Consider the following 19,779-nt stretch of genomic DNA (forward strand, 5'->3'; position numbering starts at 1 on the left):
AAAAGTAGTCATTCTTTTGAGCTCAGGCAAGAGCTATCCGTTTATTTTAAACTCGATTTCCTCGTTGCTTTTCAGAAAGTCAATCAGTTCAAGGGTTACTTCCAATTTAATATCTTTTGAAATAAAATCGAGCATCACATTATACTCTTTGTCGACCATTTTGAAGTATAACAAGCTATTTCCCGGATTGTTCTTGATCAATACAGACAATTCGTTTATTATTTTATCGTTTAGACAATGTATCGGAAATGTAATCCTTATAGATTCAATCAGTGTCTCTTTTACATCCTGCAATAGAGCGATCGTTCCAATCTTGAATTCCAATTCCTCTTCGCGCCAACGGCGAGGTTCCATTTTGCCACGTATTAAGAGATACATGCCCGGGCGCCCGTATTTCCCATGTTCGATATAATCTTTTCCAAACAATGGGATTTCGGCGCTGCCAGTGAAGTCTTCTATCTTGAGAATACCATACTGATGACCCGTTTTGGTCGTCCCTTCGCGGAAGTCGGTCACGATCCCTCCCAATACAATATCCCTGCCTTTCAACAGCTCTTTATCATTCAACTCGGCTACGCCGGTATTACAAGCGTAGGTAAGAATCACCCGATACTCGTCGAGTGGATGTGCCGACAGGTAGATTCCTACCAATTCTTTCTCCCGGTTCAATCGTTCCAGATCGCTCCACGATTCGCAAGTCGGAATGGCCGGTTTCGATATCTCCACCACATTGTCCATGCCGAAAAGGGAATTGGCGGCCGATGCCTTATCAATCTGGTATTTATTGCCGTAGCGAATGAGTGTGTCTAAGAACATCTCCCCATCTTTTTCCCCGGCAGCGAAGAACTGTTCGCGTCGGATGCCGAAATTATCGAAAGCGCCTGCCAATGCCAGGGATTCAATATTCTTCTTATTGCATGTAGTAAGCGAAACACGTTCCACGAAATCAAACACACTCCTGAAAGGTTCTTTTTTGCGTTCCTCTATGATATTCCGCACAGCGCTCTCGCCGACTCCTTTCACCGCGCCCAGTCCGAAGCGGATATCTCCTTTTTTGTTGACGGCAAACTTCAGGTTCGACTCATTGACATCAGGACCAAGCACCTGAATATCCATCGCTTTACACTCGTCCATGAACTTGGTGATTTCCGTAATATTCGAAATATTCCGGCTCAACACCGCCGCCATATATTCGGAAGGATAGTGCGCTTTCAGGTAAGCCGTCTGGTAGGATACCCAGGAATAGCAGGTAGCATGGCTCTTGTTGAACGCATAGGAGGCAAACTTCTCCCAGTCGCCCCATATTTTCAACAGGGTCTTCTCATCATGTCCGTTCGCCTTCCCGCCACTGAGGAACTTCTCCTTCAAGGCGTTCATCTTGTCGATAAGCTTTTTCCCCATCGCTTTACGCAACTCATCCGATTGTCCCCGGGTGAAGTTGGCCAATAAACGCGACAAAAGCATGACCTGTTCCTGATACACCGTGATACCGTAGGTGTCTTTCAGGTAGCGTTCCATAATCGGAATATCATACGCAATCTTTTCCCTACCATGCTTACGGGCAATAAACTGAGGAATATACTCCATCGGTCCCGGCCGGTACAGGGCATTCATCGCGATCAGATCCTCAAACTTGGTCGGTTGCAGTTCGCGCAGGTATTTCTGCATCCCCGCCGATTCAAACTGGAACGTACCGGTGGTCTTTCCCGCGCTATATAACTCATAGGTTTTCGCATCCTCAATATCGATCTTGTCGATGTCGATCTTTACGCCGGTGGTTTGCTCAATATTATCGATGGCCTCCTTGATGATCGACAGGGTCTTCAGCCCCAGGAAGTCCATTTTGATCAGTCCCGTATCTTCAATGACCGAGCCTTCATATTGGGTCACCAGCATCTCTTCGCCGGTCTCTTTGTCTTTCGCTGTGCTGACGGGCACCGTGTCCGAAATGTCCGATTTTCCGATGATCACCCCACAGGCATGTACCCCCGTGTTGCGCACGTTCCCTTCGAGCATCTGTGCATATTTCAAGGTGTCGCGCATGATGGGATCCGGCGAGTTGGCCGCCTCTCTGAGTTCGGAAACATGTTCGATTGCTGTCCGCAGGTTCACCTTTTTTCCATCGGGCAGCTTGTCCGGAACCAGCTTGGCCAACCGGTTGGAATCCGCCAGCGGCAGCTTTTGTACGCGCGCCACATCCTTGATGGCCGACTTGGTGGCCATGGTGCCGTAGGTGATGATATGAGCTACCTTCTCTTTTCCGTACTTTTCGGTTACCCAGTCCAATACCTTTCCGCGCCCGTCGTCGTCGAAATCGACATCGATATCAGGCATCGAGATACGGTCGGGATTCAGGAAACGTTCGAACAGCAAATCGTATTTGACCGGGTCGATATCGGTAATGCCCAGACAATAGGCCACGGCAGAACCCGCCGCTGAGCCACGTCCCGGCCCGACAGCCACGCCCATCGCACGTGCCGCCGCAATAAAATCCTGCACAATCAGGAAGTATCCCGGGAATCCCATGCCTTTGATTGTCTCCAATTCAAAGTCGATGCGCTCCCGTATTTCGTCGTTCAACTGTTCGCCATATTTCTTTTCCGCCCCCAGATAGGTCAGGTGGCGCAGGTATTCGTCGTCGTCTTTAAACTCAGGAGGAATAGGGAAGTCGGGCATCAACGGCCCGCTGTCGATCGAATAAAACTCGACCTTCTCAGCAATCTCGAGCGTATTACGCAAGGCCTCCGGCACATCCTGGAACAAGGCGTTCATCTCCGCGGTTGTCTTCATCCATTCCTGCTTGCTGTAACGCATACGCGACGGATCGTCCAGGTCTTTCCCTGTGCTGAGGCAGATCAGGCGATCGTGTGCTTCGGCATCTTCCGCGTTCACAAAATGCACATCGTTCGAGGCAATCAATTTGATATTATGTTTGCGCGCCAATTCGATAAGCACCTTATTGACCTCCACTTGCCGCGGATAGGTTCCGCGCTCGGCATTCGGATCGTTTGTCGGATGCCGTTGCAGTTCGATATAGAAGTCCTCACCGAAAAGATTTTTGAACCACAACAGCGACTCTTCTGCCGCCTCAATATTTCGGTTCATGATATGTTGTGGAAGCTCGCCCCCCAGACAGGCGGAGGTGACGATCAGGTCTTCGTGGTATTTCTCCAGCAACTCTTTGTCGATACGCGGACGCCCGTAGAACCCTTCCGTCCAGGCATACGAGACCATCTTGATCAGGTTTTTATAGCCTTTCAGTGTCTTGGCCAATACAATCAGGTGCCAACCGCTCAGATTTTCTTTGCCCTCTTTGTTGTGTCTCCCGTTTCGGGCGCAGTAGCACTCGCAGCCAAGGATCGGCTTGAACCGCTTTTCCTCTTCCTCCGGCGTTCCTTTGTATTTGGCGTTTAGTTTGTTTACCTTATTGAAAAATTCTTTGACACCAAACATATTACCATGATCGGTAATTGCAATCGCTCGCATACCATCTTTATGCGCTTTGTCCAAAAGGGCATCGATCGATGCCTGCCCGTCGAGCATGGAGTATTGCGTATGTACGTGTAAATGAATGAAAGGTTCCATATCTGTCTTTTTTTCCTGAAAAATTCCTTCAAAGTTACAAAAAGAAGATAGGAGAGACAGCCTATTGTTGATAACTTTTTCAGATTATTCGGCGAATATTTGTTTCTGTTGCATAGGATTGAATGGAGGGAAAAATCGGTTGCAACAATGTGAATATATGTTAATTTGCCCGTTTTCAGATAAAACCCGAATTTACGATTTGTAATTTCGGCAGGACTTTTCGCGCAAAAAAGCGGGACTTCGGAGACAAACTCCCGGGAGAAACACTTTTTAACGTATGGATTTGTAAGTAAAACGTCCGTTTTGCTTACAATCGAGTTTTTAACAATTGAAAAACAACTGCTTCCTCAGAGCAGTTGTTAGTGGATAGTGATTAGTAGTACAGATTGTGCAGATTACACAGTTTTAAATATTCAAATCGGAGAGAAGTTGAAGATACAAGGTATATCAGATCAGTATCTAAAAGCTCCCCTTCTTAGAAAAGAAGGGGGGGACCGCTGCTTGCAGCGGTGGGGTAATTTGAATTCTTTATAAATGTTTTTCCTATTTCTTTGATAGTCACAAATACACAAAACAGAACAAATGTGTGATTTTAAATACATCAAACTACCCCACCATCGCAAGCGATGGTCCACCCCCTTCTTTTCTAAGAAGGGGAGCCTTGGATAGTGATTTCTATAACCTTCACATATTACCTCATTTGATTATTCCGCCGATCTTCGATTTCCATCCAATCTTACCACTACCTACAAATAGGTATATTTAATCATCCTATAACTACGCTCCACACTTTGTCGTATCTTTGTTGCCGGAAAAATAAAATATAAATCATCTGTTGAGGCAAGAAATACATAAGGTGTGCAAATGGCTACTTCCGGCATTATTTATAATGTACTATGGGATCGTAGCCTGCAATACGCATATTCACATTGAAAACGGGGTAACAATCGTACATGCCCACCCGTTTCAAAAAGCACCCGATCAAACGCCTCACACCCATCACTCGCTGGCCGAAATGGTTCTCTTCCACGCCTTGTCGTCCATCCATGCCCTGGATGGAGCCGTACATACCCTATGCGTAGAAAAGAGTATCCAACCGATTATTTTTGTTTTTCATTCCAACCCATCCTATGTTGTCATAGATACCTATCTCTGCAACCATTCACTCCGGGCGCCGCCTGCCGCCTGATCCTCCCGGATAACAGCCTTTTTTTTCGGTTGACAGACACTTTTGTGAAAGTGTTGTTGTTTAGCCTTTTTCACCGCGTGAGAAAAAATCTCAACGCTAAAAAAAGTGTGAGAATAATCTCCTTTTGTTTATCTCCTAAAAAATATAATAATGAAAAATAGTATCCTTTTAGTATTCCTGTTTATCTGTTTGCCGGCCTTTACAGCTTGGGCCGACGACGACGTCGTATTGAATCCTTCCGATGCCAATATCATTGGGCACGTGATAGAGAAAAAAACCGGCGAACACCTCTCGTTCATCAATATCTACCTGGAAGGCACCACCATCGGAACCATGACCGATGCCACCGGCCACTACTACCTGAAGAATCTGCCGGAGGGGAAATTCCGGATATCCATGAAGTCGCTGGGGTATATCACCCAAACGAGGGAATTTACATTAAAAAAAGGGAAAACACTCGAGGTAAACTTCGACGCCGAAGAAGACGCCATTTCATTGGATGGGGTGGTTGTCTCTGCCAATCGCAACGAAACGACCCGTCGACTGGCTCCCTCATTAGTCAATGTGTTGGATACAAAAACATTTGAAACCACCCATTCGACCACCCTGGCCGGTGGACTGAACTTCCAACCGGGCATTCGTGTGGAAAACAATTGCCAGAACTGTGGATTCCAACAGGTGCGCATCAATGGGCTGGAAGGGCCTTACACCCAGATTCTGGTGGATAGCCGACCGATATTCAGCGCCTTAACCGGCGTGTACGGGCTGGAACAGATTCCGGCCAACATGATAGAACGTGTCGAAATCATGCGTGGCGGAGGCTCTGCGCTCTTTGGTTCTTCCGCCATTGCGGGCACCATCAATATCATCACCAAAGAGCCTCTTCGCAATTCGGCACAAATAGCCCACTCGCTGACGATGGTAGGCGGTGAGCGTCCCGACAACAACACCACATTCAACGCTTCGTTAGTGACCGACGACCACAAAGCCGGCATCTACATTTTTGGGCAGAAGCGTTACCGTTCGGCTTACGATCACGACAACGACGGATTCACGGAGTTGGGACTTCTGAATGCCAAAACATTGGGATTCCGCTCATACCTCAAGACAAGCACCTACTCCAAACTCACCTTTGAATATCATAACATAACGGAATTTCGCCGTGGGGGCGACCAGTTAGACCTCCAACCCCATGAAACGAATATCACGGAACAAACCGATCACGACATCAATGGCGGCGGATTGAAATTCGATCTTTTCTCGAAAGATTACAAACACCACCTCAACCTCTATACCTCCGCGCAACATACCGCTCGCAAAAGTTATTACGGCGCCGGGTTTAACGACAAGGCATACGGCAGCACGACCGACCTCACCTTTGTCGGGGGAGCGCAGTATTCCTACGATATGGATCACCTGCTTTTCATGCCGGCGCAACTCACCGGCGGATTGGAATACAGCTACGACGACCTGCAGGACCGTATGCTGGGATATAACCGTACGATCGAACAGACTACGCATATCGAAAGTGCCTTTCTGCAAAACGAATGGAAAAACAACCGATGGAGTTTCCTGATCGGCGGCCGTTTAGACAAACATAACCTGATCGATCATGCGATCTTCAGTCCCCGGGCAAATATGCGTTATAACCCGACCGAAAACATCAACCTGCGCCTCTCTTATTCCAGTGGTTTTCGTGCTCCACAGGCATTCGACGAAGACCTGCATATCACTGCCGTAGGGGGTGATGTGGCGCTGATCAGCCTGGCCGACGACCTGGAAGAGGAAAACTCACAAAGCCTGAGCGCCTCTGTCGACTTTTATCATCGCTTCGGAGGGGTACAAACCAACTTTCTGGTCGAAGGGTTCTACACAGACCTCCGGCATGTATTCATCTTAGAAGAAAATGGGCGCGACAGTCAGGGCAATCTGTTGCTCGAACGTCGCAACGGATCGGGAGCCCGTGTGATGGGGATCAATATGGAAGCTAAAGTGGCTTACTCCTGGATGCAGATACAGGCAGGCGCCACCTTGCAACGCAGTCGCTATAAAGAGGCGGAGAGCTGGAGTGAGAACGAAAATATCGAGCCGCAAAAGAAGATGTTTCGCTCGCCCGACTTCTACGGCTACTTCACTTCTACCTTCACACCGATCCGGCGACTGGGCATTTCGCTGACCGGAACCTATACCGGGAGTATGCTGGTGCAGCACTATGAAGGAGCTATCCCCGAGGATCGCGAAGAGACAACACCGACCTTCTTCGACATGAATGTGAAACTCACCTACGATATACCGCTGTTTCGCTCCACCACCTTGCAGATCAACGGAGGCATACAAAACATCTTCAATGCCTTTCAGAGCGATCACGACAAAGGTCCCGACCGCGATGCCGGATATGTGTATGGTCCCTCTCTCCCTCGCAGCTTCTTTCTGGGATGCAAGTTGAGTTATTAATTTCTTCCAAATATCGACAGAATGATATGAATTTCTGCGGATGTGGTTATCTTTGTGGGAAACAAAGAAGAAACGATGAAAAAAGCAACATTAATCGCTCTGATACTCCTATTGGCTTTTCCTGTTTGGGGGCAAATAGCATGGGGCGTACGTGCCGGAGGGTCGTATTCTTCGCTTGTGCAAAAGGTTGGCGACAAAAATGAGTCGGGCTCCCGTATGGGATTCAGTGTGGCTGGTATGGCCGATATTCCTTTACATTTCATCTATAAGCGATTATCCGTTCGAACCGAGCTGGCTCTGGTAAACCAGGGCGGCTCTTGGTATTCGGGACAAGACATAGAGGGGATGGCTTTTTACAACAGATGCTGGTATAACTCGCTTCATATTCCGATCAACCTGGCTTGGACCTTCCCGTTTTACGATATACGGATAAGCCTGTATGCCGGTCCCTCCCTCGATTTCTCGCTATTCGGGCATATGACCAGCCGGGAAGAGAATCAGCACCTGCTTTTCGGACATACGGCCGAAAAAGACCTGAAGGCCTTTGACCTGGGCATCAATGCCGGATTTGCCGTTGCCTATCGGAGATACTTCCTTTCGGTCAATATCAACGGTGGCACCCTCGATCGCCGGGCGGTTGTTCGTGAAGGCGAATCGCCAGTCTATCAGAACAATGTTACCTTTTCTATCGGATATTACTTCCGCACCCATCACTGAATGGATTGGAGAGGCAGTGCGGTTACTCTTTTTTACACGATAAAAGGGAAAACGATGGATTGTTCCCAGGGGCTTACGCATAATTCATTAGTTTTTTGTTTCTTTGCATGAAAGATATGAAAGAGGTATGGAAAATGAAGAGATGATTCTCCGGACAGAGGATCTGGTAAAGAAATACCGGACGAGAACGGTGGTAAATCATGTTTCCATTAATGTGAAACAGGGTGAAATCGTGGGTCTGCTGGGTCCGAACGGGGCCGGTAAGACGACGACGTTTTATATGACGGTTGGACTGGTAACGCCCAACGAAGGAAGGATATTCCTGAATGATATGGAAATCACTAAGTTTCCGGTCTATAAACGTGCCCGCCACGGTATCGGCTACCTGGCGCAGGAGGCCTCTATCTTCCGGAAGATGACGGTGGAAGACAATCTTCGTTCGGTATTGGAAATGACCGATAAGCCGATGGATTACCAAAAAGATAAACTGGAAAGCCTGATTGCTGAATTTGGTTTGCAGAAGGTGCGCAGAAACCTGGGCGACCAGCTATCGGGAGGGGAGCGTCGTCGCGCGGAGATAGCCCGTTGCCTGGCGATCGACCCGAAATTCATTATGCTCGACGAACCGTTTGCCGGCGTCGACCCGATTGCTGTGCAGGATATTCAAATGATTGTGGCGCAGTTGAAACACAAGAACATCGGTATTCTGATTACCGACCATAATGTGTACGAAACACTGAGTATCTGCGACCGTGCTTACCTGTTGTTTGAAGGAAAGGTGCTTTTCCAGGGATCAGCCGAGCAACTCGCTGACAATGAGATTGTGCGCGAGAAATACCTGGGTAAAGACTTTGTGTTGCGGAAAAAGGATTTCCAAGGCTAAGGCTCTAATCAATAGAGCCTCTTACTATACCTCTTTCAGAAGATTTAATAAAGCCGAGAATCAGATCACGCTCTTTACTCGGTTCGTATTCTGTTTCAATGCTGTGGATAGCCTGCGAGTTGTTAAGCCCGCGCGTGTAAAGCGTACGGTAGATATCCTGGATAAGGAATACCTGGTCGTTGGTGAATCCGCGCCGACGCAATCCAACAATATTAATCCCACAATACACAATCGGGTCGCGTCCGATCAAGGTGTACGGAGGAATATCTTTCCCTACGCGCGAACCTCCCTGAATCATGACATGCGATGAGATGCGGGTGAACTGGTGTACCAGGGTTCCGCCGCTTATAATGGCATAATCATCTACCTCTACTTCGCCGGCCAACTGGGTCGCATTACCAACGATGATATGATCTTTCAGAATACAATCGTGAGCGATATGCGAATAGGCCATGATCAGACAGTGGCTGCCGACGACGGTTCTTCCTTTGGCTTTCGTTCCACGATTGATCGTGACACATTCACGAATGGTGGTGTGATTGCCAATCTCTACCGTTGTTTTCTCTCCCACAAATTTCAAGTCTTGCGGAATACCGGCGATAACGGCTCCGGGAAATATGGAACAATCACTTCCGATACGCGCACCATCCAGAATGGTGGCATGTGGGTAAATGCGACAGTTGTCACCGATAACAACATCTGCTTCAATAACGGCGAAAGGATCGATAGTTACATTCTCCCCAATCTTTGCTTCGGGATGAACAACAGCTAAAGGTGAAATACTCATATCTGTATTATTATTTATTTTTTATTATTTGCGCCATAAATTCCGCTTCGCTTACCAGTTTCTCGCCAACGAAGGCATATCCCTTCATCGTAGCGATGCCACGGCGGATAGGACTTGTCATCTCCAGGCGGAGGATAAGGGTATCACCCGGTACCACCTTCTGGCGGAACTTCACATTATCTATCTTCATAAAGTAGGTCGAATAGCGTTCCGGATCTTCCACGGAGTTGAGAACAAGCAATCCGCCGGCCTGTGCCATAGCTTCGACCTGCAACACACCCGGCATAACCGGTTCCTGCGGGAAGTGACCCGTGAAGAAAGGTTCGTTTGTGGTGATATTCTTAACACCCACAATGTGCTGGCTTCCTACCTCTATGATCTTATCGACCAAAAGGAAAGGATAGCGGTGCGGCAACAACTCACGGATGCGGTTGATATCCATCTCCGGAGCTATGTTCGGATCATATACCGGTGCCTGCACGTCATTTAATTTGATATCCTTGCGGATCGTACGCGCCATCTGGTTGTTGATCTTATGTCCCGGGCGTGTAGCAATGATACGTCCGCGGATCGGCTTGCCGATCAGGGCGATATCGCCAATCACATCGATCAGTTTATGGCGAGCCGGTTCGTTGACAAACACAAGGGGTTTGTTGTTGATATAACCCATCTCCTGCACATTCTTATGCGGAAGCCCCATCATATCGGCCAGTTGATCCAATGATTCTTGCGGGATTTTCTTATCATAAATAACGATAGCGTTATCCAGATCGCCCCCTTTGATCAGGTTGTTCTGCAATAAAGCTTCCACTTCGCGCACAAAAACAAACGTACGTGAGGCAGCCATCTCTTTTGAGAAGTCGCTCAGGTCGTCTAAAGTGGCATATTGATTGGATAATATGGGGGAGTCGAATGAGATAAGTACATTCAGACTGAATTTATCATCGGGAAGAATGATCAGGGAAGAGCCTGTCTTTTCGTCGACAACCTCTATCTTATGCTTGACAATATAAAAGTCTTTCGGGGCATCTTGCTCTTTCACACCAACCTTTTCGATCGCTTCTGTGAAGAAGATAGAGCTACCGTCCAGAATTGGAAACTCCGGAGCGTTTACTTCGATCAGGCAATTGTCGATTTCAGCTGCATACAGAGCCGCCATGGCATGCTCTATGGTGCTTATCTGCACATTGTTTTTCGCAATAACAGTACCACGCTGTGTGTTTACAACATTTTCGGCAAGGGCGTCAATAACGGGCTGATCTTCCAGATCGACACGTTTGATCTTATATCCGTGGTGCTCTGGTGCGGGATGGAAAGTGATTTTGATATCCAGGCCTGAGTGCAGCCCTTTGCCTGCTAAAGAGAAACTATTCGCAAGCGTCTTTTGTTTTTGCATATACTTATTGATTGTTAAGTTTTTCTTTGAGTTGTTCGATCTCCCGCTGCATCTCCCCTAAGGATCTATAGATATCCGGCAGGCGGCGTATGACAGCGCTGGATTTGAAAAATGTTTTTACCTCTATGGCGGGCGAACCCATCAGGTTTGATCCCTCTTTCAGGTTGCTTATGACGCCCGACTGAGCACCCAGATTGACATTATCGCCAATCGTAATATGGCCTCCCAGGCCGACTTGTCCGCCAAACATACAGTGCTTGCCTATTTTAGTAGAACCGGCAATACCCACTTGTGAGGCCATTACCGTGTTTTCGCCTACCTCTACGTTATGGGCAATCTGGATCAGATTGTCTAATTTCACCCCTTTGCGAATGAGGGTCGAGCCCATCACCGCACGGTCGATAGCCGTATTGGCTCCGATCTCTACGTCGTCTTCCAATACAACATTCCCCACCTGCGGGATCTTATTGTAGTTCTCTCCGTCGGGTGCGAAACCAAAACCGTCGGAACCGACCACGGCTCCGGAGTGAATAATGCAACGATCGCCTATGCGACAGTCGGCATACACCGACACATGCGGGTAGACGATACTGTTTTCTCCTACCGTTACGTTGTCACCGATATAGGCAAACGGATATATTTTGCTGCCGGCACCGATCTTTGCCCCTTCTCCGATATAAGCAAAACTGCCTACATAACAATCCTCTCCCAGCGAGGCGGAAGCGGCAATAGATGCATTAGCGTCCACTCCTGTCTTCTTTGGCTTAGCCTGTTCGACCATATTCAGGAGCATGGCTAAGGAGGCATACGCATTGGCCACCCTTATCCGGGTTGCTTTCATTGGTTTTTCAGGCACAAAATCCTGGTTGACAAGGACGATACTGGCCTCTGTCTCATAAATATAATGCGCGTATTTGGGGTTGGCCAGAAAGGTGATTGAACCGGATTGGGCTTCTTCAATCTTTGAGAATGTACACACTTTTACTTCCGGATCGCCTTCCACTGTACCTTTTAAAAAAGCAGCGATTTGTTGAGCAGTAAACTCCATTGCTGTCAAATATATTAATTACACTCTAATTTTACGAACTTTTCATTGTAACCAAAAATGCAAAAATGAGAAAAAATCCTCGTATCGCCTATGATTTGCGGAGAATTATTCCTTTATCAAGCAGATACAAGGCCATTTCCTGTTGCACTTCGCGCGCCGCTTCACGTGCTACCCGCGCAAAATCTTCCGTATGATCGGCATAGATAATCGCCCGGGAAGAATTCACTAACAGGCCGCATTGGTCGTTCATCCCGTAGCGAGCCACCTCTTCCAGACTGCCTCCCTGCGCACCAACACCGGGTACCAGCAGGAAATGATCGGGTGCACACTTACGGATATCTAAGAACATCTCACCCTGGGTCGCGCCAACCACATACATCATCTGATCGTCTGTCGCCCATTCCTGCGACTTCTTCAATACCTTTTCAAACAGGCGCTCACCGTTGGCATCCGTCATAAACTGGAAATCCTGTGACCCTTTGTTGGAGGTCAACGCCAACAGTATAACCCAGCTCTCCGGGTACACCAGGAAAGGCTTCACACTGTCTTCGCCCATATAAGGGGCTACCGTAACGGCATCTACCTTGACATGATCGAAGAACGAACGCGCGTACATCTCGGAGGTATTACCAATATCTCCACGTTTGGCATCCGCAATAATGAATTGATCGGGATAGTTCTCCCGTATATATCGTACTGTCTCTTCAAAAGCAAGCATTCCTTTGGTACCCAGGCTTTCGTAGAAGGCCAGGTTCGGCTTGTAAGCTACGCAGTAGTCGGCCGTTGCGTCAATGATTGCTTTATTAAACGACAGGATCGGATCTGCTTCCTGCAACAGGTGTTGGGGTATTTTCTTCAGGTCGGTATCCAGGCCGACGCACAGGAACGATTGTTTCCTTTGTATGTTTTCGAATAGTTGTTGTTTGTTCATAATAACCAATGAGTTATTTTTAGAGTTCTGATTCTTTCATTCTCTCCGCATTTTCCGCTACGATCAGGTGATCGATACAATCTTGTATGTCACCATCCATAAATGCCGAAAGATTATAAATCGTATAGTTGATACGATGATCCGTAATACGTCCCTGCGGATAGTTGTAGGTACGGATCTTCGCCGAACGGTCACCGGTCGATACCATCGTTTTTCTTTTCGATGAAATGGCCGACAGATGTTCCTGCATTTTCATATCATAGAGACGGGTACGAAGCATCTGCAACGCCATCTCTTTGTTGGCCAACTGCGAACGCGACACCTGACATTGGATCTGTATCCCGGTAGGCTTATGATAAAGCTGCACTTTCGTTTCCACCTTGTTTACGTTCTGTCCGCCAGCCCCGCTGGAACGGGCGGTTTGAAACTCCAGGTCGGCGGGATTGATCTCCACATCTACCTCTTCCGCTTCGGGAAGAACGGCTACCGATGCTGCCGATGTGTGTACCCTTCCTTGTGTTTCCGTGGCCGGAATACGTTGTACCCGGTGTACGCCACTCTCATATTTAAGCGTTCCGTACACATTATCACCGCTTACGGTGAGGATTATTTCTTTGAAACCACCCGACGAGCCTTCGCTACTGCTGGTCACCTCGGTTTTCCAACCTTTCGATTCGCAATATTTCAGATACATTCGGAACAGGTCGCCGGCAAAGATCGCCGCTTCATCGCCACCGGTTCCTCCGCGTATTTCCAGAATCGCGTTTTTGCCATCTTCCGGATCGGCCGGGATCAACAGCAATTTGATCTCTTCCTCCAGTTCCGGAATCCGCCGGGTACAGTTTTCCAGTTCCTCCTTGGCCATCTCGCGCAATTCGGGATCCTGTTCGCTGTCCAAAAGCTGTCGAGCCTCTTCCATCCCGTTCAGGTTGCGAATATATTCTGCTCTTGCCTGGATGATCTTCTCCAGATCGTGATATTCCTTATTCAGCTTGACATACCGTTTCATATCGGCAATCACTGCCGGGTCGGTAATCAATGTACTTACTTCTTCGAAACGGCTTACCAGTCCGTCTAATCTATGTAATAAACTGTTATCAGCCATTTAATTTTTATCAATAAACAAAGCGACCCTTTTCGCTTTCGATGATCAGCTCGTTCGCCGGTGCCTCTTCGACATAGCCTACGATTTGTGCCTCAATGCCGAATTGACGGGATATATCGATCACCTCCCCGGCATGTTCTTCGGACAGATAGATCTCCATGCGGTGTCCCATATTGAATACCTTATACATCTCATCCCAGCTTGTCGCGCTCTGTTCCTGAATGATACGGAACAGCGGCGGGATGGGGAAAAGATTGTTCTTTACCACCCGTTTGTTGTGTACAAAATGCATCACCTTTGTCTGAGCCCCGCCCGAACAATGAACCATCCCGTGAATCTCAGGACGTAGTTTGTCGAGCAACTGCTTGATCACCGGGGCATAGGTGCGGGTCGGCGATAAAACCATCTTACCGGCTGTCATGCCTATCTCCTCGATCACATCGGTCAACTTCAGATTCCCTGAATAAACAAGATCGTCGGGAGTTGCGTTATCATAACTTTCCGGGTATTTCTGCGTCAGGTACTTGGCAAACACATCGTGGCGCGCCGAGGTAAGCCCGTTGCTTCCCATACCGCTATTGTATTCCTTTTCGTAGGTTGCCTTCCCGTAGGATGCCAGTCCGACAATCACATCACCGCCCTGAATACGGGCATTGTCGATCACATCGGCTCTCTTCATGCGGCAGGTCACCGTGCTGTCGACGATGATGGTACGCACCAGGTCGCCCACATCGGCCGTTTCTCCACCGGTAGGATAGCATCCGAATCCCAATTCGCGCAGTTCCGCCAACAATTCGTCGGTGCCATTGATGATCTCTGCAATCACCTCGCCGGTGATTAGGTGTTTGTTGCGTCCGATGGTAGAAGAGACTAAGATATTGTCCGTCGCTCCTACGCAAAGCAGATCATCGATATTCATAATGAGTGCGTCCTGCGCAATGCCTTTCCATACCGAGAGATCGCCTGTCTCTTTCCAATACATATAGGCCAGGGAGGATTTGGTTCCCGCCCCATCCGCATGCATGATATTACAATAATCAGGATCACCCCCCAATATGTCAGGGATAATCTTACAGAAAGCGAAAGGGAATAATCCCTTATCGATATTCTTTATCGCATTGTGTACATCTTCTTTGGAAGCGGAAACTCCACGCTGATTATAACGTTTGTCGCTCATTACCTTCTGTTTTTGGGTGACAAAGGTAACTCTTTAATTGTTAATTGACAATTGACAATTGACAATTCTTTGGTTCATACAGCTATAGAGATGGTCATTTTTCCCTCTATCAGCGTAGCTTTAATACATCCCCCTCCTCAGGGATGTATTCCGGATCCTTTTTATTCATTTTATAAAGGCTCTTTATCTGTATGCCATATTGCTGTGCAATGCTATGCATTGACTCCCCGATCACCACCACATGATCGTAATAAGGCTTGTCGGCTTTCTTTTTCTTTTTCTGCAGATAAACGATATCACCCGGTTGCAATGGGAAGTCTTCCGGCACTTCATTGTATTTGCGTAGGTTTTTCACTTTGAAGTCCAAGTCGTATGCGATTTTCTCAAAGCTATCGTTATTTAATGCTTGCACATAGATCAGCCCGTGTGTCTTATACACGTTTCGCCGGTGTTTCGGTTCCGATTTGATCTGTTTTTCGATCTCTTTTGCAGAGACCTTTTTAGCGCCTTTTCCGCTGTCGAAACGATATAATTCATAGTCTTCGATCATCTTGATCAGTTTGTTGGCGTAGGCTCTATCGGTCGCGTATCCACATTTCTGCAGACCCTGTGCCCATGCTTTGTAGTCGGTTATGCGCAACTTGAAAAGAGAGGCATAGCGCGGTCGATCTGCCAAAAAGTGCGAATGGTCTTCATAGGAATCTTCCACCTTGCGGTATTTGCGAAAACATTCTCCGCGAGCATCATCGTCGTGATAGGCACGCTCCCCTTTCCAATCGGAATGACATTTGATGCCAAAATGATTATTTGATTCGCGTGCCAGTTTGCTTTGCCCGGCACCCGATTCCAAAATTCCCTGCGCCAGTGTGATGCTGGCGGGAATACCATATTTGCGCTGATGCTCGACAGCAAGGCTACTGTATTTGTCGATATATTTTTGATAAGAGGGATTCTTACGCTGAGCCGTAACGGTTGCCGTTGTAAATATCAATAGCAAAAAAATAAAATAACGATGTTTTATTGTCATGACAAACGATCTCATTATAAATTACTTCCCGCAAAGATAGGATTATTGAATTTATTCTTTATATTTGTTGGTATTAATAATCCTTATTGCCATGAAAGAAATAAAAGTTGACGTGAAATTCGAAGAACTTTCTGTTGCTGAATTATCACCTTTGGATGCGGAGCTGATGAACAGAGCCATAGCGGCAGCCCGCGATGCCTATGCTCCCTATTCTCATTTTCATGTGGGTGCAGCCTTGATGTTAACCAATGGGAAGATGGTTGTAGGAAGCAATCAGGAAAACGCTGCCTCCCCTTCGTGTGTGTGTGCCGAAGTAGCTGCCCTTACGCAGGCAGGCGTTCTTTATCCCAAAGTAGCTATTCGTGATATTGCCGTCGTAGCGATGAAGAAAGATCAGGTGACAGAACGGATCTCGCCCTGCGGGAATTGTCGCCAGGTCATGTTGGAACAGGAAAAACGAGGCGGGTCGCCTATCCGTATATTGCTTTGCGGCAAAGAAAAGGTGCAGATCCTCTCTTCTGTAAAGAGTTTGTTGCCACTGTCGTTTTCGGAAGAGGAGCTTTAGTCTTGCTCCGGAGTTGTGTGCGAAATGTTGAATATAAAACAAAGTGTATATTTCTGATCCATCGTAGAAATAAATAAAATAATTGCTTTCGAATTCTTTATTAAGAAAACGATTGTTATTGATGCGTCTGTTTTCGCCTCCTCCCCCTCCCAAAAAAATCCCAAATGTTAAAATATCGATTGTAAGCAAAATGATCATTTTGCTTACAATCTCATACGTTAAAAAATGTTTCTCCCGGGAGTTTGTCTCCAAAGTCCCGCTTTTTTGCGCGCAAAGTCGGGCGGAAATTACAAATCGTAAATTGGGGTTTTTGTCGAAAAGGGTTGATTTAACATTTTGTTACATTTTCGGAATGGCTGAATCGTTACACAATAGGGAGGTAGTAGAATCGCTTTTCCGTTATTATTTCGTAGTTTTATGCTGGAATTCATAAATAGAAAAGACATGATACACGATTCATTACAAAACACCGCTTGGGTGGAGGCTTTACACCCCTTGTTTAAGAAGGCTTTTGATTATATCCTTTCCACTGACCTGAATAGTTTGTCGGATGGGCGTTACGAACTGGAAGGCGACCGGATGTGGCTGAATATTAATACCATCGAAGCGAAGACCAAAGAGGCGGCAGCGATGGAAACACACGATAAATACATCGATATACAGATGCCGCTCTCGGGGGTGGAGACGATTGGCTGGAAGGCCGGAAGCGATCTTGAGGAGACGACGAAACCCTATAACGACGAGAAGGATATCACCTTCTTTGCCGACAAACCAACCTCGTATACAACCATCCATCCGGGTGAGTTTGCGATCTATTTTCCGGAAGACGGACATGCGCCTGGTATAGGCGAGGGAACGATCCGCAAGGTGGTGGTGAAAGTAAAATTGTAAGGATGGAAGAGATCAAACAGCTAATCCATGCCGGCCGGGTGGAGGAGGCGATCGAACAGCTCGACCGCTACCTGGAAACGAATGAGACCTCGGATGAGGCATGGTACGTAAGAGGCAATGCCTACCGCAAGTTGGGAGACTCGCGGCAGGCATTGAACAGTTACCTGCGGGCTATGGAACTGAATCCGGATAGCCCGGCTGTGCAGGCGCATAATATGTTAATCGATATCCTTAATTTCTACAACAAGGATATGTATAATCATTAGAAACTGAGCGTAAACCCACCCATCAGGTTGAATCCCTGCATAGGATAACCTGTGTAGAGCTCATACTTCTGGAACAGCAGGTTGTTGAGTTTTACATACAACCCGAAGGTATCATTGATCGCATAGGTGCCAGTGAAGTTGAGATCGTTCAGGTTTTTCATCTTCTCATCGCCAAAAGAGGGACCGATGTAACGTCCTGTCTGCAGGTTGTAATCCAACGCTAGGGTCAGTTTCTCGATCGGGCGGAGCGTGAAGTTGGCTGTAAACTCAAAGGCGGGAGCGCCGTACGGTTTGTGTTCCGTTACAACGCCGTCATTGTTTTCCGTTGTGACCTTCCAGTTGTTATACACCCCTTTCAATCCCACCTCAAACAGGTTCTGATAAGCATATTTCAGTGAGGCACCAAACAGAAAGTGCTTGGCATCCGGCATAAACAAGGTCATCGCCTGGCTGAAGTCTCTGTTGCTGTTGTATTCGGTCGGGATAAAGAAGCAGTTGTAGTCGGTGATCTGATATCCGCCGAACACATCAAACCAGAAGCCCGGGGCTACGCCACTCTTGATACCCACCATGGCATCCAATAGGTTATAGGACTTTGGTCCGGTGCTCCAGGGGTTGGCATAGCGGTTGACCCGTGAGAGTTCAAACAGGCTGTTGTTGCGCACATGACCACCGGCTTTAGCATAAAACTGGGTCTTATCGCCTATCTCCACATCGAAAGCTACATTGGGAGCAACACGGATCATGTTGAAATCGCCGGTGTTGAACATGATATGGGCGCCCAACAGCAAATGCCAGCTGCCTCCTTCCACCTGATAATAGGGGGAGACGGTGCCGACCAGGTAGTTGTTGTAAGCCGAGTCGAGCGGTGAGCTGTAGAGGAAGTAGTTCATATTCGCCCGTACACCCACCTGCTGGGAGGTGGCGATGGGGGCAAAGAAGTCGACTGTTCCCTGCACGCTGTGTTCGGTGACGCCGTCAATCTCTTTCATATAGGCATACTTCTGGGAGAAGTTGGTATAACTCAGATCTATTTTATAGCCTAAATCGGTGGCTCCGGGATTGGTACCCAAGCCGAGGTTCGCACCAAAACTCTGGTGTACCTGGTTGGTTTCGCGGTCACCGTAGGGCGACACCACATTATCACCCTCATCCTCATCCCCGTTTACAATAGGGGAAGGATATATGCCGAAGTAATTGAAAGCGCTGTATCCGTAGTGTCCGCCCATAGTCAGGGTATGGCGGTCGAACACATGGCGGAAGTTGATGCCTCCCAGGTTGTCGTTCAGTTTGGCTTTGATCTTCTCATTATCCATCCACTCCTGTACATACTTGATGTTCCCGTTCGACGAACGATGTGAGAAAAAGATATTCAACTGATCTTTGGGTGTACTCAGGATATGGTAACCCACATCGCCATTGACGTTGGTGTAATTACCTACCCCGAAGTTCAGGTATCCGCGGCGTTTGTTGTATTCCATTTCGGCGGCAATGTTGCCGGAAGGGAGCAATGTCACCTCTTTGGCAGGAAAGCCTGGGATGGTCGTAGCCGAATAATCGATAGGGATCTTCCGTATTTCCGGCTCTTTCGCCTTGGGTAGGCTATTCACCTTATTGGCATCCTGTACCGTTGGGTCATATTCGCGTTCGAGCGTCATTTCCCGGCTGAGGTTTACCTCTTCCTGGGCGTTTGCATGGAATGAAGCCAATACAAATGCGATGGCACCAATGGCTTTTATATACTTCGTTGTTTTCATC

At 47.6% G+C, this 19,779-nt stretch carries 16 protein-coding genes; 7 read left to right on the forward strand and 9 right to left on the reverse strand.

From position 1 onward, the window contains the following. Nucleotides 1-33: 33 nt before the first annotated feature. Nucleotides 34-3,585, reverse strand: a complete 3,552-nt coding sequence (gene dnaE / locus M2137_RS04735) for a DNA polymerase III subunit alpha (RefSeq protein ID WP_280765317.1) — start codon at nt 3,583-3,585, stop codon at nt 34-36. A gap of 835 nt (nt 3,586-4,420) precedes the next feature. Between dnaE and M2137_RS04740 the strand changes: the two genes are divergently transcribed. From M2137_RS04740 to lptB, 4 genes are all read left to right on the forward strand, one after another. Next, the gene (locus tag M2137_RS04740; RefSeq protein ID WP_280765318.1) at nt 4,421-4,774 is read left to right on the forward strand and encodes a hypothetical protein; all 354 of its coding nucleotides are present in this window, start codon (nt 4,421-4,423) and stop codon (nt 4,772-4,774) included. 150 nt (nt 4,775-4,924) lie between these two features. Next, nucleotides 4,925-7,228: a TonB-dependent receptor gene (locus M2137_RS04745; protein WP_280765319.1), complete on the forward strand. Its 2,304-nt coding sequence runs from the start codon at nt 4,925-4,927 to the stop codon at nt 7,226-7,228. Nucleotides 7,229-7,303: 75 nt separating this feature from the next. After that, the gene (locus M2137_RS04750; protein ID WP_280765320.1) at nt 7,304-7,945 is read left to right on the forward strand and encodes an outer membrane beta-barrel protein; all 642 of its coding nucleotides are present in this window, start codon (nt 7,304-7,306) and stop codon (nt 7,943-7,945) included. 127 nt (nt 7,946-8,072) lie between these two features. Beyond that, nucleotides 8,073-8,828 carry an LPS export ABC transporter ATP-binding protein gene (gene lptB / locus M2137_RS04755; RefSeq protein ID WP_280765321.1) on the forward strand — a complete coding sequence of 252 codons (756 nt, stop codon included), beginning with the start codon at nt 8,073-8,075 and terminating at the stop codon, nt 8,826-8,828. Between the two features lie 4 nt (nt 8,829-8,832). Here lptB and lpxA read toward each other — a convergent pair whose 3' ends face one another. The 7 genes from lpxA to M2137_RS04790 all read right to left on the reverse strand — a co-directional run bounded on the left by lpxA (nt 8,833) and on the right by M2137_RS04790 (nt 16,299). Further along, nucleotides 8,833-9,615, reverse strand: a complete 783-nt coding sequence (gene lpxA / locus M2137_RS04760) for an acyl-ACP--UDP-N-acetylglucosamine O-acyltransferase (protein ID WP_280765322.1) — start codon at nt 9,613-9,615, stop codon at nt 8,833-8,835. A gap of 10 nt (nt 9,616-9,625) precedes the next feature. Continuing rightward, nucleotides 9,626-11,011, reverse strand: coding sequence for a bifunctional UDP-3-O-[3-hydroxymyristoyl] N-acetylglucosamine deacetylase/3-hydroxyacyl-ACP dehydratase (locus M2137_RS04765; RefSeq protein WP_280765323.1), 1,386 nt, complete (start codon nt 11,009-11,011; stop codon nt 9,626-9,628). Between the two features lie 4 nt (nt 11,012-11,015). Beyond that, entirely contained in the window at nt 11,016-12,059 is a 1,044-nt protein-coding gene (gene lpxD, locus M2137_RS04770; RefSeq protein ID WP_280765324.1) for a UDP-3-O-(3-hydroxymyristoyl)glucosamine N-acyltransferase, read from the reverse strand. Between the two features lie 88 nt (nt 12,060-12,147). Continuing rightward, complete coding sequence (gene pyrF, locus M2137_RS04775) at nt 12,148-12,990, reverse strand: orotidine-5'-phosphate decarboxylase (protein ID WP_280765325.1); 843 nt, start codon at nt 12,988-12,990, stop codon at nt 12,148-12,150. A 19-nt stretch (nt 12,991-13,009) separates the two neighbouring features. Continuing rightward, on the reverse strand, nt 13,010-14,095 hold the full coding sequence (prfA, locus tag M2137_RS04780; protein ID WP_280765326.1) for a peptide chain release factor 1: 1,086 nt from the start codon (nt 14,093-14,095) through the stop codon (nt 13,010-13,012). A gap of 10 nt (nt 14,096-14,105) precedes the next feature. After that, the gene (locus M2137_RS04785; protein ID WP_280765327.1) at nt 14,106-15,272 is read right to left on the reverse strand and encodes an AIR synthase related protein; all 1,167 of its coding nucleotides are present in this window, start codon (nt 15,270-15,272) and stop codon (nt 14,106-14,108) included. A 109-nt stretch (nt 15,273-15,381) separates the two neighbouring features. Next, nucleotides 15,382-16,299, reverse strand: a complete 918-nt coding sequence (locus tag M2137_RS04790; RefSeq protein ID WP_280765328.1) for a glucosaminidase domain-containing protein — start codon at nt 16,297-16,299, stop codon at nt 15,382-15,384. A 91-nt stretch (nt 16,300-16,390) separates the two neighbouring features. Here M2137_RS04790 and M2137_RS04795 point away from each other — a divergent pair, with 91 nt between their 5' ends. The 3 genes from M2137_RS04795 (at nt 16,391) to M2137_RS04805 (ending at nt 18,021) form a co-directional block, all read left to right on the forward strand. Next, the gene (locus M2137_RS04795) at nt 16,391-16,864 is read left to right on the forward strand and encodes a cytidine deaminase (RefSeq protein ID WP_280765329.1); all 474 of its coding nucleotides are present in this window, start codon (nt 16,391-16,393) and stop codon (nt 16,862-16,864) included. A gap of 444 nt (nt 16,865-17,308) precedes the next feature. Further along, a complete protein-coding gene (locus M2137_RS04800) occupies nt 17,309-17,755 on the forward strand; it encodes a YhcH/YjgK/YiaL family protein (protein WP_280765330.1) in 447 nt (148 codons plus the stop codon). A gap of 2 nt (nt 17,756-17,757) precedes the next feature. Beyond that, nucleotides 17,758-18,021, forward strand: a complete 264-nt coding sequence (locus M2137_RS04805) for a tetratricopeptide repeat protein (RefSeq protein ID WP_280765331.1) — start codon at nt 17,758-17,760, stop codon at nt 18,019-18,021. Here the strand turns inward: M2137_RS04805 and M2137_RS04810 are convergent. Continuing rightward, the gene (locus M2137_RS04810) at nt 18,018-19,778 is read right to left on the reverse strand and encodes a TonB-dependent receptor (protein ID WP_280765332.1); all 1,761 of its coding nucleotides are present in this window, start codon (nt 19,776-19,778) and stop codon (nt 18,018-18,020) included. The two genes, M2137_RS04805 and M2137_RS04810, sit on opposite strands and share 4 nt — an antisense overlap. Between the last annotated feature and the right edge of the window lies 1 nt (nt 19,779).

The sequence above is a fragment of the Parabacteroides sp. PFB2-10 genome, from assembly GCF_029893085.1.
Classification (GTDB): Bacteria; Bacteroidota; Bacteroidia; order Bacteroidales; family Tannerellaceae; genus QVMG01.

Bases quoted from the DNA above. Each gene is read 5' to 3' on its own strand.
- lpxA (WP_280765322.1), bottom strand. From the start codon at position 9,615: ATGAGTATTTCACCTTTAGCTGTTGTTCATCCCGAAGCAAAGATTGGG.
- M2137_RS04750 (WP_280765320.1), top strand. From the start codon at position 7,304: ATGAAAAAAGCAACATTAATCGCTCTGATACTCCTATTGGCTTTTCCT.
- M2137_RS04790 (WP_280765328.1), bottom strand. From the start codon at position 16,299: ATGACAATAAAACATCGTTATTTTATTTTTTTGCTATTGATATTTACA.
- lpxD (WP_280765324.1), bottom strand. From the start codon at position 12,059: ATGGAGTTTACTGCTCAACAAATCGCTGCTTTTTTAAAAGGTACAGTG.
- M2137_RS04800 (WP_280765330.1), top strand. From the start codon at position 17,309: ATGATACACGATTCATTACAAAACACCGCTTGGGTGGAGGCTTTACAC.
- M2137_RS04765 (WP_280765323.1), bottom strand. From the start codon at position 11,011: ATGCAAAAACAAAAGACGCTTGCGAATAGTTTCTCTTTAGCAGGCAAA.
- dnaE (WP_280765317.1), bottom strand. From the start codon at position 3,585: ATGGAACCTTTCATTCATTTACACGTACATACGCAATACTCCATGCTC.
- pyrF (WP_280765325.1), bottom strand. From the start codon at position 12,990: ATGAACAAACAACAACTATTCGAAAACATACAAAGGAAACAATCGTTC.
- M2137_RS04810 (WP_280765332.1), bottom strand. From the start codon at position 19,778: ATGAAAACAACGAAGTATATAAAAGCCATTGGTGCCATCGCATTTGTA.
- prfA (WP_280765326.1), bottom strand. From the start codon at position 14,095: ATGGCTGATAACAGTTTATTACATAGATTAGACGGACTGGTAAGCCGT.
- lptB (WP_280765321.1), top strand. From the start codon at position 8,073: ATGGAAAATGAAGAGATGATTCTCCGGACAGAGGATCTGGTAAAGAAA.
- M2137_RS04785 (WP_280765327.1), bottom strand. From the start codon at position 15,272: ATGAGCGACAAACGTTATAATCAGCGTGGAGTTTCCGCTTCCAAAGAA.
- M2137_RS04795 (WP_280765329.1), top strand. From the start codon at position 16,391: ATGAAAGAAATAAAAGTTGACGTGAAATTCGAAGAACTTTCTGTTGCT.
- M2137_RS04805 (WP_280765331.1), top strand. From the start codon at position 17,758: ATGGAAGAGATCAAACAGCTAATCCATGCCGGCCGGGTGGAGGAGGCG.
- M2137_RS04745 (WP_280765319.1), top strand. From the start codon at position 4,925: ATGAAAAATAGTATCCTTTTAGTATTCCTGTTTATCTGTTTGCCGGCC.